The sequence below is a fragment of the Streptomyces sp. NPDC036764 genome, assembly GCF_055609385.1.
Map to the genome: position 1 here is coordinate 87447 of NZ_JBVJPT010000021.1, position 14432 is coordinate 101878.

A 14432-nucleotide genomic window follows, 5' to 3' on the forward strand; every position below is an offset into this window, starting at 1 on the left:
AGTGCTTTCCCGTCACCCTGTCACACCGGGTCGGGTACGAAAGGGTGTTCGCGTGCGAGGGGCGGGCGTGCCCTCAGCGTGGCTCCCGCACCACCGCCGTCTCCCCCGCGGGTACGGCGACCGAGCCCGGCGCCGGCTTGCCGGTCAGCAGTTCCGTCGCGTCCGGCGCCACCGTGACCTCGGCGGGGCGGCCGGTGTGGTTGATCAGGAAGAGGTAGTCGGCGTCGGGGCCGCGCCGCAGGACCGCCTCCACACCGGGACCGGTCTCGCGCACCGGCCGCACCCCGGCCTCGGTACGGATGCGGTCCAGGAGCGCGGCCAGGGTCGACTCGTCGGGCAGGGTGGCCAGGTACCAGGCGGCGCCCTCGCCGAGGCTGTTGCGGGTCACCGCCGGGACCCCGGTCAGCGGGCCGGTCGTGTACGACTCGACCGACGACGCGCCGGACAGGCGTACCCGCTCCGACCACAGGGACCCCGTGCCGCCGCCGCTCAGGCCCACCGACTCCCCCGGCAGCAGCGGGAACAGCTCGTCGGTCCGCACCCCGAGCGCGTCCCGGAACGCGCCGGGGTAACCGCCCAGCCGGACATGGCAGTTCTCGTCGACCGCGCCGCTGTGGAAGCCGACGGCCAGGGTGCCGCCGCGCTCGGCGAAGCCGGTGAGGTTGGCCGCGCCCTCGTCGTCCACCAGGTACAGGCTCGGGGCCAGGACCAGGCGGTAGCGCGACAGGTCCGCGTCCGGGCGGACGAAGTCCACCGCCACGCCCGACCGCCACAGCGGCTCGTACCAGGCACGGACCAGGTCCTGGAAACGCAGTTCGGCACTCGGCTGGGAGGGGAGTTCCATGGCCCAGCGGGCGTTCCAGTCCCAGACGATCGCCACCTCGGCCGTGCCGGTGCTGCCGCGCACCTCCGCGAGGGCCTTCAGGTCCGCGCCGAGCCGGACGACGTCATGCCAGATCTGGCTGTCCGTGCCGGCGTGCGGCAGCATCGCCGAGTGCCACTGCTCGGCGCCCGCCTTGGCCGCGCGCCACTGGAAGTAGGCGATGCCGTCCGCGCCGCGTGCGACATGTGCCAGCGCGTTGCGCCGAAGCTCGCCGGGGCCCTTCGCCCGGTTCACCGGCTGCCAGTTGACCGCGCCCGTCGAGTGCTCCATCAGCAGCCACGGGCCGCCCGCGAGGGAGCGGACCAGGTCGCCGCTGAGCGCGATGTCGATCTCGGAGGCGGGGTCGGCGGACTGGAGGTAGTGGTCGTTGGAGACGACGTCCAGCTTCGGGGCCCAGCGCCAGTAGTCGAGGGCGTCGAAGTTGTACATCACCATGAAGTTGGTGGTGGCGGGGATCTCCGGGGCCGCCTCCAGCAGCACCTGGCGCTCCGCCTCGTACAGCGAGAGCAGCTCGTCGCTGCAGAAGCGGCGCCAGTCCAACTGGTGGGTGGGGTTCGGGACGGCGCCGGTGGGGCGGGGTGGGAGGATCTCGTCCCAGTCGTAGTACCACTGGCTCCAGAAGCGGGTGCCCCAGGCGTCGTTGAGGGCGGCCAGGTCGTCCGCGTACCGCCCGCGCAGCCAGCGCCTGAACGCGGCCGCGCTCTCGTCGCAGTAGCACTCGGCGTTGTGGCAGCCGTACTCGTTGTGGACGTGCCACATCGCCAGCGCCGGGTGGTCCGCGTACCGCCGGGCGAGCTCGCCCGCCATGCGCACGGCCGCCTCCCGGTAGGCCGGGCTCGACGGGCAGAACGTCTGACGGCTGCCGTACGACAGTCCGCGGCCGTCCTTGTCGACGGGCAGTGCCTCGGGGTGGGCGCGGAAGAACCACGCCGGGGGCGCCGCCGTCGGGGTCGCGAGGTCGGCCGCGATGCCGTGGGTGTGCAGCAGGCCGAGGACGCGGTCCAGGAGGGAGAAGTCGTAGGTGCCCTCGCTCGGCTCCAGCAGTGCCCAGGAGAAGATGCCGACGCTGACCATGGTCACCCCGGCCTCGCGCATCAGGCGCATGTCCTCGGCCCAGACTTCCTCGGGCCACTGCTCGGGGTTGTAGTCGCCGCCGTAGGCGATGCCGGGGACGGACAGTTCGCGCTTCATCGGGCGCCTCCCCCGAGGAGTCGGCGGGTGGTGGCCACGCCCCACTCGTCCAGTGACAGCAGGCGGTCGCTGGAGGCCATCAGGCCGCCCGTCGCCTCGACATGGGCCGCCCACCGCTCGCGGGACTCCACCGCCGGGCGCGCCATCAGGCAGTCCGGGTCGTTGATCCACAGGCGGCCGTGCTGCCACTGGCGGCCGACGCCGGTGAACTCGGCCGGGTCCTGGCCGGGCTGGCTGTAGTCGTCGGCCTCGGGGCGGCGGTGCGGGGCCGTGTCGGGGCTGACCCGCATCGCGTCGAACAGGCCGAGGGACGGCAGCATCGGCGCTCCGCAGCCCAGCAGGTAGGCGTCCGCGCCGATCGCCTCCCGGATCAGCCGCACACCGTCGCGGTACGCCGTCAGGGCGTCCACCGCCTTGTGCCGTACGCCGTCCAGCGCGCCCGCGTAGAGGAAGTCGACCTTGAAGTAGTCGTAGCCCTCGGCGCGCAGCGTCCGGAAGACCTCGGTCAGGTACGCCGCCGCCTCGGGGTGCGTGGTGTCCAGGACCCGCAGGTCGTGACCCCAGTTTCGGCCGGCGTGGGCGAAGCCGCCCGCGGTGTCGCGGACCAGCCACTCGGGGTGCTCGGCGGCCAGGTCGCTCGCCGGGTCGACCAGGAAGGGGGCCGTCCAGATGCCTGCGCGGCGGCCGCGCGCCCGGATGGCGTCGGCGATGCCCGCGCGGGAGCGGAAACGGCCGGAGAGGGTGAGCCAGTCGCCGAGGGCCTTCTGGTAGCCGTCGTCGATCTGGACGACGTCGACGGGCAGGTCGAGGGTGTCCATCGCGCGCAGGTTCTCGTGGATGTCGTCCTCGGTGACGGCGGTGAAGTACTCGTACCAGGAGCACCAGACCGTCGGGGCCGGGCGGGGCGCCGGCAGTCGGAGGCTGTCGGCCCAGTCGCCGAGCACCGACTGGACGGTGGCGCCCGCCCACTCCTTCACCGGGCCGTCGGCGGTGACCTCCGCGACGCCGTCGTCCGTCACGGCCAGCCGGATGGACGGGATCTCGCTGAGGGGATCCGTCGCCGCCCACAGGCGGACCGGTGAACCGTCGCCGGGGTCGAGCGCCAGCAGGCCCTCGCCCTGGAAGGTGCCGTCGGGGACGGTGACGCCCGGCCGGTAACAGACAGTCGCCCAGTTGTCGTTGGTCGGGCGGTACGGCTTCTCGCCCAGGGCATAGGCGCCGCTCGGGCTCCAGGACTGCCAGCCCTCCTCGTGGACAAGAGCGGTGCGCATGTCCACCGGCACGGAGGCGACGGGGGTGAAGGGGTGGTGCACGGGTGTCTCTTTCAAGAAAGGGGCCGTCAGCCCTTGTTGGCGCCCAGCGTCAGACCGCTGACGAACTGCCGCTGGAGCACGAAGTAGACGATCAGCGTCGGGATCGCGGTCAGCAACGCGCCCGCGGCGACCAGGTTCGGGTCCGTGAAGTACGCGCCGGAGAGGTTGTTCAGCGCCGAGGTGATCGGCATGTTCTCCCCGGTCGAGATCAGCACCAGGGCCCAGAAGAAGTCGTTGTAGATCCAGATGGACAGCAGTGTCGCCAGGGCCGCCATCGCCGGGCGGCACAGCGGCAGCACGATCTGCCAGTACTGCCGCCACACCGAGGCGCCGTCCACCAGCGCGGCCTCGGTCAGCTCGTGCGGCAGCGTGCGCATGTAGTTGCTGAGCACGAAGGCGCAGAAGCCCGACTGGAAGGCGACATGGATCAACACCAGGCCGAGGGCGGAGTCGTAGAGCTTGCCGCTCATGGTGATGCCGGGCAGGTCGATCAGCAGGTACAGCCTGTACAGCGGGGTGATGATGACCTGCTGCGGGAGCAGGTTGCCGGCGGTGAAGACCAGCAGCAGCGCCAGGTTGACGCGGAAGTCGAAGCGGCTCACGTAGAAGGCGACCATGGAGGACAGGAACAGCGTCAACAGCACCGCCGGGACGGCGATGATCATGGTGTTGACGAAGTAGTGGCTCATGTCCGACTGCGTGAACGCGTTCGTGAAGTTGTCGAAGTTCAGCGTGTCCGGCCAGGACACGTATCCCTTCTCGCTCGTCTCCGAGTACGGCCGCAGGGCCGCGTAGACCGCCCAGAGCAGCGGGGCGAGCCACGCCAGCGCCGCGCCGGCGAGGAAGACGTGCAGCAGGATCCGGGCGGGGCGGATCGGCGTACGGGCCTTGGTCATCGCGGTGATACTCATGCGCGCCGCTCCTTCCGGAAGGTGGCCACCAGGTAGGGAATGATCACGACGAGGGAGATCAGCAGCAGTACGACCGCGATGGCGGAGCCGTATCCGATGCGGCTGGACTCGCCGATGATGTTGTTGGTGACCAGGATCGAGAGCAGCTCGGTGCCCTCGGCGCCCTTGTTGAAGACGAAGACCAGGTCGAAGGCGCGCAGGGCCTCGATGATGGTGACGACCAGGACGACGGTGTTGGTGGGGCGCAGCGTCGGGAAGATGACGTTCTTGAACGTCTGCCACTCGTTGGCCCCGTCGAGCGAGGAAGCCTCCCGCAGCGAGGGGTCGACGCCCTTCAGGCCGGCCAGGTACAGGATCATCATGTAGCCGGCGTGCCGCCAGGACGCGGCGACGAGGATGGCCCAGAGATTGAGGTCCGGGTCGCCGATCCAGTCGATGTACTTGCCGGGCTCGTTGGCCCCGATGAGGCTGTTGATCAGGCCGGTGTCAGGGTTGTAGATGAGCTGCCAGACGAAGCCGATGACGGCCATCGACATCACGACGGGCAGGAAGAACGCGGTCTGGTAGACCCTGCTGAACCGGATCTTCTTGTCCAACTGCACGGCCAGGAACAGGCCGAGCGGGGTCGGGATCACGATCAGGACGACGAACCAGATGACGTTGTGCTCGACGGCGGGCCAGAACTGAGGGTTGTTGGAGAACAGTTCCTTGAAGTTCTCCAGGCCCACCCACTTGATCGAGTCGAAGCCGATGCCGTCCCAGGTGGTGAAGGCCAGCGCGACGGAGGCGAGGGCCGTCACCCACACGAGGGCGATGTGCAGGATCGTGGGCAGACCCGCCATCAGACCGAGGGTGAGCCGGTCGCGGCGGGTCAGCAGGCGGCGGTGTCCCTGGGACACCTTCTTCGCGGGGGCAGCGCCCGGAGGCGGCACGGCGGCCGCCTCCGGGATCTCCTTGGTGGTTTCCGTTGTCATGTCGATCAGCCCGACGCGAAGATCGTCTTCTTCTGACGCTCGATCGACGACAGCAGTCCGTCGACGCCCTTGGGGTCACGGACGAACTTCTGCAGCGCGGGCTGCATCACCGTGGAGGTGAAGTCCGGGCGGGAGTCGCGGTCCATGAACTGGGTCAGGGACTTGGCTCCGGCGATCATGTCGTACGCCTTCTTCTGCAGGGCGCTGTACGACGACGTGTCGGCGCCGGTCGCGGCGTGGACCACGCTCGGGTCGGACTTGAGGTAGATGTCCTCGGCCTCGGTGGTGCCCAGGAACTCCAGCAGCTTGACGGCCTCGGCCTTGTTCTTCGGGCTCTTGCTCATCATGAAGCCGTCGGTCGGCGCCTCGACGGTGTCCTGCCCGAACTGCGGGTCGATCTCCGGGAAGGCGAAGAAGTCCAGGTCGTCCAGGGCGGCCTTGTCGGTGAACTGCTGGGCCACGAAGGTGCCGAGGAGGTACATGCCGGCCTTCTTGGAGGCCAGCGTCTGGGCCGCGTCCTGCCAGGTGCGGCCGACGGCGCCCTCCTGGTGGTACGGGAGGATCTCGGACCACAGGTCGAAGACCTTGCGCACCTTGGCGTCGGTCCAGGAGGCCTTGCCCGCCATCAGCTCGACGTGGAAGTCGTAGCCGTTCTGGCGGAAGTTGATCTGGTCGAAGGTGCCGAGCGCGGGCCAGGCGTCCTTGTCGCCGAAGGCGATCGGGACGAGCTTGTCCTTCTGCATCTGCTTGCACAGCGCGACGAAGTCGTCCCAGGTGGTGGGGACTTCGTAGCCGTTCTCCTTGAAGACGCTCTTCCGGTAGAAGATCGCCCACGGGTACGTGTACAGCGGCACGAAGTAGTACTTGCCGTCCTCGCCCTTGCTGAGCTTGTGCATCGCCTCGGGGAAGTTGCCCCCGATGGTCTTCCACACGTCGTCGATCGGGGTGGCCAGGCCCTTGGCCGCGAAGAACTGCATCCGGTAGCCGGCGAACCAGGTGAACACGTCGTCCGGCGTGCCCTGGAGGTAGGAGTTGATCTGCTCCTGGAAGGTGTTGGAGTCCTTGGTGTTCACGTCGACCGTGATGCCGGACTTCTTCTTGTACGCCGCGTAGATGTCCGCGAACGCCTTCTTCGGCACGGCGTCGGACGCCTTGGAGCCGAGGGTGACGGTCTTCGGGTCGCTCGCCGTACCGCTGCCGCCGCAGGCGCTCAGCAGCGGGATGCCCGCGCCGAGAACGGCGGCGCCGCCTATCCCGCGCAGCAGGGTGCGGCGGCTCGGCGAGGGCAGCGAGAGACCGGAGGGGGAGAAGTGCTGCATCTACGGCTCCTGATGGCAGGGTTCGATCATGAGGGTCGAGGGTGTCGAAGTCCGTCGTAATCGATCAGAAATCAACTTGACCGAACACGGTGGCGCAATAACAGCCGTATGTCTGGTCATGCGTCAAGAGGTGACGATCGTCGTTTCGGAAACGTGACTGATATCTCGAACCCGGTGCTCACCGTCGAGATGATCGAATCCGGGAACGTTCACGGCACTGCCGGGCCGGAGAGACGACGCGCACGGTCGGCCGGTCGCTAGCGGACGAGCACGGTCCTGGTCACGCTCACCTGGTCGACCTCGCTGGTCCGCACGGTCACCTTCATCTCCCACTTCCCGGCGATGGGCAGGTTGAGGAAGCTGTTGCCCCAGTAGCCGCCCTTGTCGGCGAGCTCGGCGTCGAGGGGGCCGATGTCCTTGGCCGGCAGCGTGAAGGAGACGCGCAGCTCGGGGACGACGGCGACGCCGCCGTCGGGCCCGAAGACGAGGGCCTCGATCGAGTTGTCGCCGACCCGGCCCGGGTCGAGGGTGATCTGCACGTTGCCGTGGCCGACGGGGGTGCCGACGTCGAACGGCACGTTGCTGACGGAGGCGCCGACGACCGCGGGCGTACCGGCCGCCGCCTCGGCCTCGGCCCGGCCGGGCAGGGTGCTGGTGAGCAACGTGGTGACGACCAGGACCACCGCGCCGACGGCGACCTCGGCGAGGACGGACCGGCGCAGGGCGCGGCGCCGCGCGGGCTCGCCTTCCGCCGGTGCGGAAGATTCCGCGGGCTCGGGGGACTCCGGTGCCGTGTCGGGCGCTTGCGGCAGCGGCGGGCCGCCCACCGGCTCCGGGACCTTCGCCCGCAGGGCCGTCTCCGCGTCCACGACCGTCTCCGCGTCGGCCGTCGCGAGCCGGGCCGTCCAGCGGCGGGACACGGCCGCCGCGCCGAGCAGCAGCACCACGGCGGCCAGTTTGAGGGTCAGGAGCCTGCCGTAGGTCGTGCCGGTGAGCGCGTCCCAGGAGCCGAGGCCGCGCCAGGACTGGTAGACGCCGGTGACGACCAGGACCGTCACGGATGCGAACGCCAGGCGCGAGAAGCGGGTGACGGCCGCGGGGGTGAGGTGGGCCCGGTACAGGGTGAGGAGCAGGGCCGCGAGGCCGCCCAGCCAGACCGCCGTGGCGAGCAGATGCAGCGCCGAGGAGGTCATCGCCACCGGTACCTGGATGCCCGCGGAGGCGTGCTCGCCGGCGGCCCAGGTCATGGCGAGTCCTACGGCGAGGGCGGCGCCGGTCCAGCCGTAGGGCTTACCGCGCCGGGACAGCCGTACGAGGTAGGGGGCGGCCACCAGCAGCACGGCCAGCCGGGCCAGCAGTACCTCGCCCGGTCGGCCGGTCAGGGTGCGGGTGACGGAGTCCGCGCTCAGGGAGCCCAGGGGGCCCTCGCCCGTCTCGTACGGGGCGCGCAGCACCAGCAGGGCGAGGGTGGCGGCGAGCAGGGTCCACCAGCCGGCCCTCAGCAACCGGTGCAGGACGGGGGCGTCCGGCGGGCGGCAGACGGCCATGAACGTCGCCGTGCCGATGAGCAGGGCGACGGCGAGGTAGGCCAGATAGCGGGCGATGTTGTAGAGGCTCTTGGTCGCCGGGTCCTCGGTGGGGCCGGTGTCCACGTGGGCCACGGTGAGCGAGGGTTTGCCGACGGAGAAGGTGAACGCGCCGGAGACGGGGTGGCTGTCGGCCGACACCACCCGCCAGGCGACGGTGTACGTGCCCTCGGCCAGCTTCGCGGGGAGCGTCACGCGGGCCGTTTCGGCGCCGCCGCCTCGCGCGTGCTCGGGTTCGCCCGTGCGCAGCCGGCGGCCGTCCGGGTCCAGGACGCGGAAGGAGTCCTCCAGCAGGCCGACGGACTCCGTGAACGTCAGGGTGATGTCGCCCGGGGCCGACTTGAGGACGCTTCCGTCCTCGGGGTCGGTGCCGCGGAGGGCCGCGTGGGCCGACGCGGGGCCCGTGCCGCCGAGGAGGAGCACGACCAGCAGGGTGCCCAGCAGCACCAGCCTCTGAAGTCGTCGCCGGTCGGTGAATCGGCTCCGCGGGCGTCGTCGGTCATCGCACCCCACCACGTCTGTTCACATCTCCGTCGTCGGACTTGAGGCCTCAGGGGTTATGTACGGGCGGGAAGCCGGCAGCACTCACCGGCCACCCGGCACACTTGCCGCCCGGCCCTTCCCCCACCGGGCTCACCACGTCGGCCGGGCCGACACCCCTCCGTCCACCACCAGGTCGTGCCCGGTGATCCAGGACGCCAGGTGCGAAGCGAGGAACACGCAGGCGCCCGCCACGTCCTCGGGCCGGCCCAGGCGTCCGGTGGGGACCGCCTGCTTCCAGCGGCGCACGCCCTCCGGCCAGGACTCCTCCAGCCCCTCGCGGTCGATCAGACCGGGGGAGACCGTGTTGACGCGGATTCCCGCGGGACCGTACTCCAGGGCCGCGGAGCGCGCGTGCATGCGTACCGCCGCCTTGGCGGCACTGTAGTGGGCGTGCAGGGGAGCCGGGTGGGTCGCCTCGATGGAGGCGATGTGGGTCACCGAACCGCCGCCGGCCTGCGTCCGCATGATCTCGGCGGCCGCCTGCGTGCAGGCGAACACACTCGTCAGATTGGCGTCCACGACCGCCCGCCACTCGGCCGCCGACATCCCCGGCAGCTCCCGCAGCGGCTGTACGCCCGCGTTGTTGACCAGCGCCGTCAGCCGCCCGCCGCCCCACTCGGCGGCCTCGCCCAGCAGTCGCCGGCACTCCTCCTCGTCCGTCAGGTCGGCCCGCAGCACGAGCGAGCGCCCGCCCGAATCCCGGACGCGGCGAGCGACCTCGTCCGCCGCCCGCACCGCCGTACGGCAGTGCAGGACGACCGCCGCGCCCTCCTCGGCGAACCGCGTCGCGATCCCCCGCCCGATGCCGCCGCCGGCGCCCGTGACCAGGGCGACCTGTCCTTCGAGGAGTCCGCTCATGGGCGGCACAGTCCCGCGATCCGGGCCGCTTCGGCGGGATAGCGCGCCGTCAGGTCCGCCAGGTCGCCGTGCTCGTAGCCCTCGTAGGTGAAGCCGGGCGCCATCGTGCAGCCGAAGAAGGTCCACGAACCACCGGCCGCCGGCCGCGCCCCCATCCAGGTCCCTGCCGGGACCGTGAGCTGGATGTGCTGGCCGCGCTGTATGTCGGGGCCGAGCACGGCGGTGCGGGACGTGCCGTCGGGAGCGAGGAGCAGCATCTCCAGGGGGTCGCCCAGGTAGAAGTGCCACACCTCGTCCGACGGCAGGCGGTGCAGGGCCGAGTAGTCGTCCGCGGTGAGCAGGACGACGATCGCGGTGCCCTGCGGCCGCCCGTCGGACAGCTCGGGCCCCGCCCAGGTGCGCCGGAACAGCCCGCCCTCACGCGGGATCGGCTCCAGGCCGTAGTGCGCGACGAGTTCTTCGGGGGTCACGCCCCAAAAGCTACCTCCCTTGTGAGGAAGGCGAGTTGGGCTTCCTTCGACGGGATGTACACGTCCGGGATGTCGACCTCCGGCAGCACGACCACGGGACCGGCTTCGAAGCCCTGCTTGAGGAAACGGGCGACGGCCTTGTCGTTGCGGACGTCCGGGTCGACGACCACGCGCCGGCGCTCCAGGGTGCCGAAGACGTACGACGCGACGACGGAGAGCAGCACCGAGGTCCAGCCGGGCCGCGCCCCCTCGGGACCGGCGGGGGCGAGCAGCAGATGGACGCCGATGTCCCCGGGCAGGACCTCGTAGACCTCGCCGACCCGGTCCGCCTGCGGATCGTAGGTCTGCAGGAGCGCGACCGGGACGTCGTCGCACAGGATCAGGAAGGCGTGGTGCGTGTCGAGGCCGGCCATGTGGGCGTAGATCTCGGACACCTGGTCCCTGGTCAGGCCGTTCATGCCCCAGAAGGAGGCGCGCTCCGCGCTGGCCCACTCATGGACGATCCCGGCGTCGGCGTGCGGGTCGAGGGGGCGGATGCGGACGCTGCCGAAGCCGTCGACGGTCTGCTCGTGGACGGGTCGGACGGTGGTCTCGTGGATCGTCGCGGACGGCTCAGGCATCGGATTCCTTCTCGAACTGGGTGAAATCGGTGACGACCGGAACCAGGTCTCCCCGGACCCACAGGGGGAGTTGGTCGCGGTGGTGGGGCGAACCGGGGATGCCCCAGGCGCCGAGCGGGACCAGCCAGCCGCCGGCCTCGCGGTCGGCCAGATCCCAGACGTAGCGGGCGGCGGGCCCGCGCGCGCTCAGGTCGGTGAGGCCGGGGACGGCGGAGGTGCACAGCACGCAGTCGTGGTCGCCGGACAGGCGGGGTTCCTCGTACGACGTGTCGGTCAGCGCCCGCCAGGGGGCGAGGCGGTGGGTGTCGCCCCAGCCACCGGAGGGCGGCTCGGCGGCCACCTCCTCGACCGCCGCCCGGACGGCCTCGGCGCGGTCGATGCCGTACAGCTCCTCGGCGCGCAGCAGGTGTTCGAGGGCGAAGCCGACGCGCGGGAGCAGGGCCAGCCAGGGCAGGAGGACCTCGGGGTAGGCGGGCGGGACGGCCAGTGCGGCGAAGGCCGGGTGCGCGGCGAGCCGCCGTACGACGGCACCGCGCACCGCCGCGTACACGGCCGCGGCCTCGCTGTCCGCGTCCATCCGGCGGTCCCAGTCCAGCAGGGTCCGGCGGATCCGATCCGCCTCGGGGCCGAGGGTGTCGAGGGTGCGCAGGAGGTCCAGCAGGGGCTCCGCCGAGGCCAGTCGGGTGTCCATGTGGATCGCCGGCATGTCGGCGGCCGACCAGCGCTCCTTCTCCCCCAGCAGGGCCGTGATGCGGTCGGCGCGATGAGGTGGGGCGAACTCGACGCCCAGCGGTGCGGCGACCCCGCGCTGGTTGGCCATGGCGGCGACGCCGTCGGTGAGATCGCCGCGCGGTGGCTCGTGCCAGCCGTCCCAGTCGTGGCCGCTCTCCCAGGCGGGCACCGGCCGGATGCCGTTGGCCGCGGACCGCACCGGCACCTTCCCGGCGACGCGGTGCAGCAGCCCGCCCTCGGTGTCGGCGGCCTGCACGACGTTGACGGGCTCGGCCCACAGGTCCACGGCCCGGTCGACGTCGGCGACGCGGCGGGCACGCAGGAGGGGGAGCAGTGCGCCGAAGCCGAGGTCGGCGGTGACGCGGGGCGGGTAGCGCAGGGCCATGGCGAGGGGCGGCGTGTCGTCGGAGAACTCGCTGGCGAAACCTTCCTGCAGGCCCTCTCGCAAGCCGTCCGGCAGACCCGCCTGCGAGCCCTCCCGCAGGCCCTCCGGCAGCCCCTGCTGCAAGCCCTCTCCCAAGCCGTCCGGCAAGTCCTCCGGCAGACCCCCTCGCAAGTCCTCCTGCGAGCCGTCGGGCAACCCCTCCGGGCCCCCGATCACCACCGGCCCCCGAGCCGTCTCGATCACCTCGATCTCGACCGGGTCCTCCCCCGCGACCTCCACGACCTCGGTGTGCCGCGCCGCGCGCCGCCACACCCCGTCCGGGTCCAGGGCCTCGATGCCCGCCCCGGTGCGCCGCAGCTTCTCGCGGTACAGGTCCTGGTAGTCGGCCATGGCGTTGGTGATGGCCCAGGCGACCGTGCCGGTGTGGCCGAAGTGGGCGATGCCGGGGATGCCGGGGACGGCGAGGCCGATGACGTCGAACTCGGGGCAGGAGAGATGGATCTGCTGGTAGACGCCGGGGTCCTCGATGAAGCGGTGCGGGTCGCCGGCGATGATCGCCTGCCCGGTGACGGTCCGCTCGCCGCTCACCAGCCAGCCGTTGCTGCCCGAGGTGCCCGGCCCGTCGGCGGCGAACAGCCCGACCGCGTCGGCACCGAGGTGCCGTACGGCCTGCTCGCGCCAGAGCTTGGCCGGGAAGCCCGCGAACAGGATGTGGATGCCCAGCCAGATGCCGAGCGGGGTCCAGGGCTCCCAACGCCCCGGAGTCAGACCCGTCTTCGCGAACTCCGGTGTGCGGCGAGCGCCTTCGTCCAGCCCCTCGTTGACCCCGTCGACGTACGCCCCCACCCACCGCGCCGTCTCCGGGTCCCGTCTCTCCAGCTCGGCGAAACAGCGTCTGGCCGTGTCGTCGAGGCGGGCCCGTCTGACGAACCGGTCCCAGGGCAGGGCCTCGGCACCGAGGAAGGAGGCGGAGGTGCCCCGCGCCCGGTGCCGTTCCACCTCCAGTTGCCAGGCCCGGTCGCGGGCGGTGACGCGGCCCTGTACCCGGGCGAGTTCACTCGCCCCGTCGGCCCGGAGATGCGGAATGCCCCAGGCATCGCGGAAGATCTCGCCGGTCACCTGTGCCCCTCCTTTGCTTTAGGTTAGGCTTCCCTAAGTTATTGGTGCGGGAATGGTACTTGAAGGGTGAAGAAGCCATGGGGCAGGGGCACGGCTGGGAGGGCGCGGTCCTGAAGCTGCTGCGCGCGAAGGACTTCGCGTTCACGGTGACGGGCGGCGAGGACGTCACCGAGCACTACCGCCGCGTGCATCTCACTGACGGCGGCATGCTGGCGGCGACCGGCGTCCACCCCACGATGTGGGTCCGGCTGTGGTTCGACAACGCGGGCAAGCCCCATCAGCGCGCCTACACCCTCGTCGACCCGGACCCCGAGGCCGGCACCTTCAGCCTGGAGTTCGCCCTGCACGAGGGCGTCGCCAGCGACTGGGCGCGCTCGGCGAAGCCCGGCGACACGATCGAGGCGACCATCCACGGCACGGGATTCACCGACCCCGACCCGGCCCCCTCGCACGTCTTCGCCATCGCCGACACCGCCTCCCTGCCCGCCCTCAACTCCCTGCTCGACGCCCTGGACGAGGCCCCGGCGACGGTGTGGTTCGAGGGCGAGCGCGACGGCCTGCCCTTCCGCGACGAGGCGTCCCGCCACGACGTACGGACCCTGCCGCGGCGCGACGCCGGGGCCCACCTGGTCGCGCAGGTGAAGGAGAACCTGCCCGGCCTGCTCGCCGACACGCCTGACCCGTACGTCTGGATCGCCTGCGACACGGCGACCACCCGCGCCCTCACCTCCTACGTCCGCAAGGAGCTGGGCCTGCCCAAGCAGCGGGTGAACGCGCTGGGGTACTGGCGCCCCTGATCCCGGCACGGGCGTACACCCCTTGATACGCCCGTGCCGGACCCGGCAGCCCCCGCGCGCGTCCGGGCGGGGTGCGCGGCATCATCGGGGGCATGGACGTCACCCTGCATCTCGCCCAGGACCCCGAGGCCGACGAACTCCTCGGCCGCAGCCCGCTCGCCGCGCTCGTCGGCATGCTGCTGGACCAGCAGGTTCCGATGGAGTGGGCGTTCAAGGGACCCCGCACGATCGCGGACCGGCTCGGGGCGGACGACCTGGACGCGCACGACATCGCCGCCCAGGACCCGGACGCCTTCGTGGCCCTGCTGTCCGAGAAGCCGGCCGTGCACCGCTACCCGGGCTCCATGGCCAAGCGGATCCAGCAGCTCTGCCAGTACCTCGTCGAGCGCTACGACGGCGACGCCGAGCTCGTCTGGAAGGGCGTCGACGACGGGCGCGAGCTGCTGCGCCGGCTGGAGGAGCTGCCGGGGTTCGGCAAGCAGAAGGCACAGATCTTCCTGGCGCTGCTGGGCAAGCAGCTCGGCGTCCACCCGAAGGGCTGGCAGGAGGCCGCGGGCGCCTACGGTGAGGCCGAGTCCTTCCGGTCGGTCGCCGACATCACCGGGCCCGAGTCGCTGACCAAGGTGCGCGCACACAAGCAGGAGATGAAGGCGGCGGCAAAGGCAGCGAAGGCGAGCCGCCAGTAGCGTCCCGGCACGGGCGGGCGCCGGCGTCAGTCGACTGGACCGTCC

At 71.4% G+C, this 14432-nt stretch carries 12 protein-coding genes; 2 read left to right on the forward strand and 10 right to left on the reverse strand.

Annotated elements, in window-relative coordinates:
* Window positions 1–73: 73 nt before the first annotated feature.
* The 10 genes from ACZ69Q_RS43090 to ACZ69Q_RS43135 all read right to left on the reverse strand — a co-directional run bounded on the left by ACZ69Q_RS43090 (window position 74) and on the right by ACZ69Q_RS43135 (window position 12904).
* Complete coding sequence (locus ACZ69Q_RS43090; protein ID WP_471053778.1) at window positions 74–2074, reverse strand: beta-galactosidase; 2001 nt, start codon at window positions 2072–2074, stop codon at window positions 74–76.
* Window positions 2071–3387: a glycoside hydrolase family 36 protein gene (locus ACZ69Q_RS43095; protein WP_471053780.1), complete on the reverse strand. Its 1317-nt coding sequence runs from the start codon at window positions 3385–3387 to the stop codon at window positions 2071–2073. Before ACZ69Q_RS43095 ends, ACZ69Q_RS43090 begins: the two co-directional genes overlap by 4 nt.
* 26 nt (window positions 3388–3413) lie before the next feature.
* Complete coding sequence (locus ACZ69Q_RS43100; protein WP_471053783.1) at window positions 3414–4298, reverse strand: carbohydrate ABC transporter permease; 885 nt, start codon at window positions 4296–4298, stop codon at window positions 3414–3416.
* Entirely contained in the window at window positions 4295–5272 is a 978-nt protein-coding gene (locus tag ACZ69Q_RS43105) for a carbohydrate ABC transporter permease (RefSeq protein ID WP_471053786.1), read from the reverse strand. Before ACZ69Q_RS43105 ends, ACZ69Q_RS43100 begins: the two co-directional genes overlap by 4 nt.
* A gap of 5 nt (window positions 5273–5277) precedes the next feature.
* Window positions 5278–6591 (reverse strand): ABC transporter substrate-binding protein, encoded by a 1314-nt coding sequence (locus tag ACZ69Q_RS43110; RefSeq protein ID WP_471053789.1) that lies wholly within the window; start codon window positions 6589–6591, stop codon window positions 5278–5280.
* A 257-nt stretch (window positions 6592–6848) separates the two neighbouring features.
* The gene (locus ACZ69Q_RS43115) at window positions 6849–8624 is read right to left on the reverse strand and encodes a copper resistance CopC/CopD family protein (RefSeq protein ID WP_471053792.1); all 1776 of its coding nucleotides are present in this window, start codon (window positions 8622–8624) and stop codon (window positions 6849–6851) included.
* A 186-nt stretch (window positions 8625–8810) separates the two neighbouring features.
* Window positions 8811–9578 (reverse strand): SDR family NAD(P)-dependent oxidoreductase, encoded by a 768-nt coding sequence (locus ACZ69Q_RS43120; protein ID WP_471053795.1) that lies wholly within the window; start codon window positions 9576–9578, stop codon window positions 8811–8813.
* On the reverse strand, window positions 9575–10048 hold the full coding sequence (locus ACZ69Q_RS43125; RefSeq protein ID WP_471053797.1) for a cupin domain-containing protein: 474 nt from the start codon (window positions 10046–10048) through the stop codon (window positions 9575–9577). Before ACZ69Q_RS43125 ends, ACZ69Q_RS43120 begins: the two co-directional genes overlap by 4 nt.
* Window positions 10045–10668: a GNAT family N-acetyltransferase gene (locus ACZ69Q_RS43130; RefSeq protein ID WP_471053800.1), complete on the reverse strand. Its 624-nt coding sequence runs from the start codon at window positions 10666–10668 to the stop codon at window positions 10045–10047. The genes ACZ69Q_RS43125 and ACZ69Q_RS43130 overlap by 4 nt, the downstream gene beginning before the upstream one ends.
* Entirely contained in the window at window positions 10661–12904 is a 2244-nt protein-coding gene (locus ACZ69Q_RS43135) for a penicillin acylase family protein (RefSeq protein WP_471053803.1), read from the reverse strand. Before ACZ69Q_RS43135 ends, ACZ69Q_RS43130 begins: the two co-directional genes overlap by 8 nt.
* A 77-nt stretch (window positions 12905–12981) precedes the next feature.
* Between ACZ69Q_RS43135 and ACZ69Q_RS43140 the strand changes: the two genes are divergently transcribed.
* Both ACZ69Q_RS43140 and ACZ69Q_RS43145 read left to right on the forward strand, forming a co-directional pair.
* Window positions 12982–13701 carry a siderophore-interacting protein gene (locus tag ACZ69Q_RS43140; protein ID WP_471053806.1) on the forward strand — a complete coding sequence of 240 codons (720 nt, stop codon included), beginning with the start codon at window positions 12982–12984 and terminating at the stop codon, window positions 13699–13701.
* Window positions 13702–13793: 92 nt separating this feature from the next.
* Window positions 13794–14387 carry an HhH-GPD-type base excision DNA repair protein gene (locus ACZ69Q_RS43145; protein WP_471053808.1) on the forward strand — a complete coding sequence of 198 codons (594 nt, stop codon included), beginning with the start codon at window positions 13794–13796 and terminating at the stop codon, window positions 14385–14387.
* Window positions 14388–14432: the final 45 nt, after the last annotated feature.

Bases quoted from the DNA above. Each gene is read 5' to 3' on its own strand.
- ACZ69Q_RS43145 (WP_471053808.1), top strand. From the start codon at position 13,794: ATGGACGTCACCCTGCATCTCGCCCAGGACCCCGAGGCCGACGAACTC.
- ACZ69Q_RS43130 (WP_471053800.1), bottom strand. From the start codon at position 10,668: ATGCCTGAGCCGTCCGCGACGATCCACGAGACCACCGTCCGACCCGTC.
- ACZ69Q_RS43140 (WP_471053806.1), top strand. From the start codon at position 12,982: ATGGGGCAGGGGCACGGCTGGGAGGGCGCGGTCCTGAAGCTGCTGCGC.
- ACZ69Q_RS43100 (WP_471053783.1), bottom strand. From the start codon at position 4,298: ATGAGTATCACCGCGATGACCAAGGCCCGTACGCCGATCCGCCCCGCC.
- ACZ69Q_RS43120 (WP_471053795.1), bottom strand. From the start codon at position 9,578: ATGAGCGGACTCCTCGAAGGACAGGTCGCCCTGGTCACGGGCGCCGGC.
- ACZ69Q_RS43110 (WP_471053789.1), bottom strand. From the start codon at position 6,591: ATGCAGCACTTCTCCCCCTCCGGTCTCTCGCTGCCCTCGCCGAGCCGC.
- ACZ69Q_RS43105 (WP_471053786.1), bottom strand. From the start codon at position 5,272: ATGACAACGGAAACCACCAAGGAGATCCCGGAGGCGGCCGCCGTGCCG.
- ACZ69Q_RS43090 (WP_471053778.1), bottom strand. From the start codon at position 2,074: ATGAAGCGCGAACTGTCCGTCCCCGGCATCGCCTACGGCGGCGACTAC.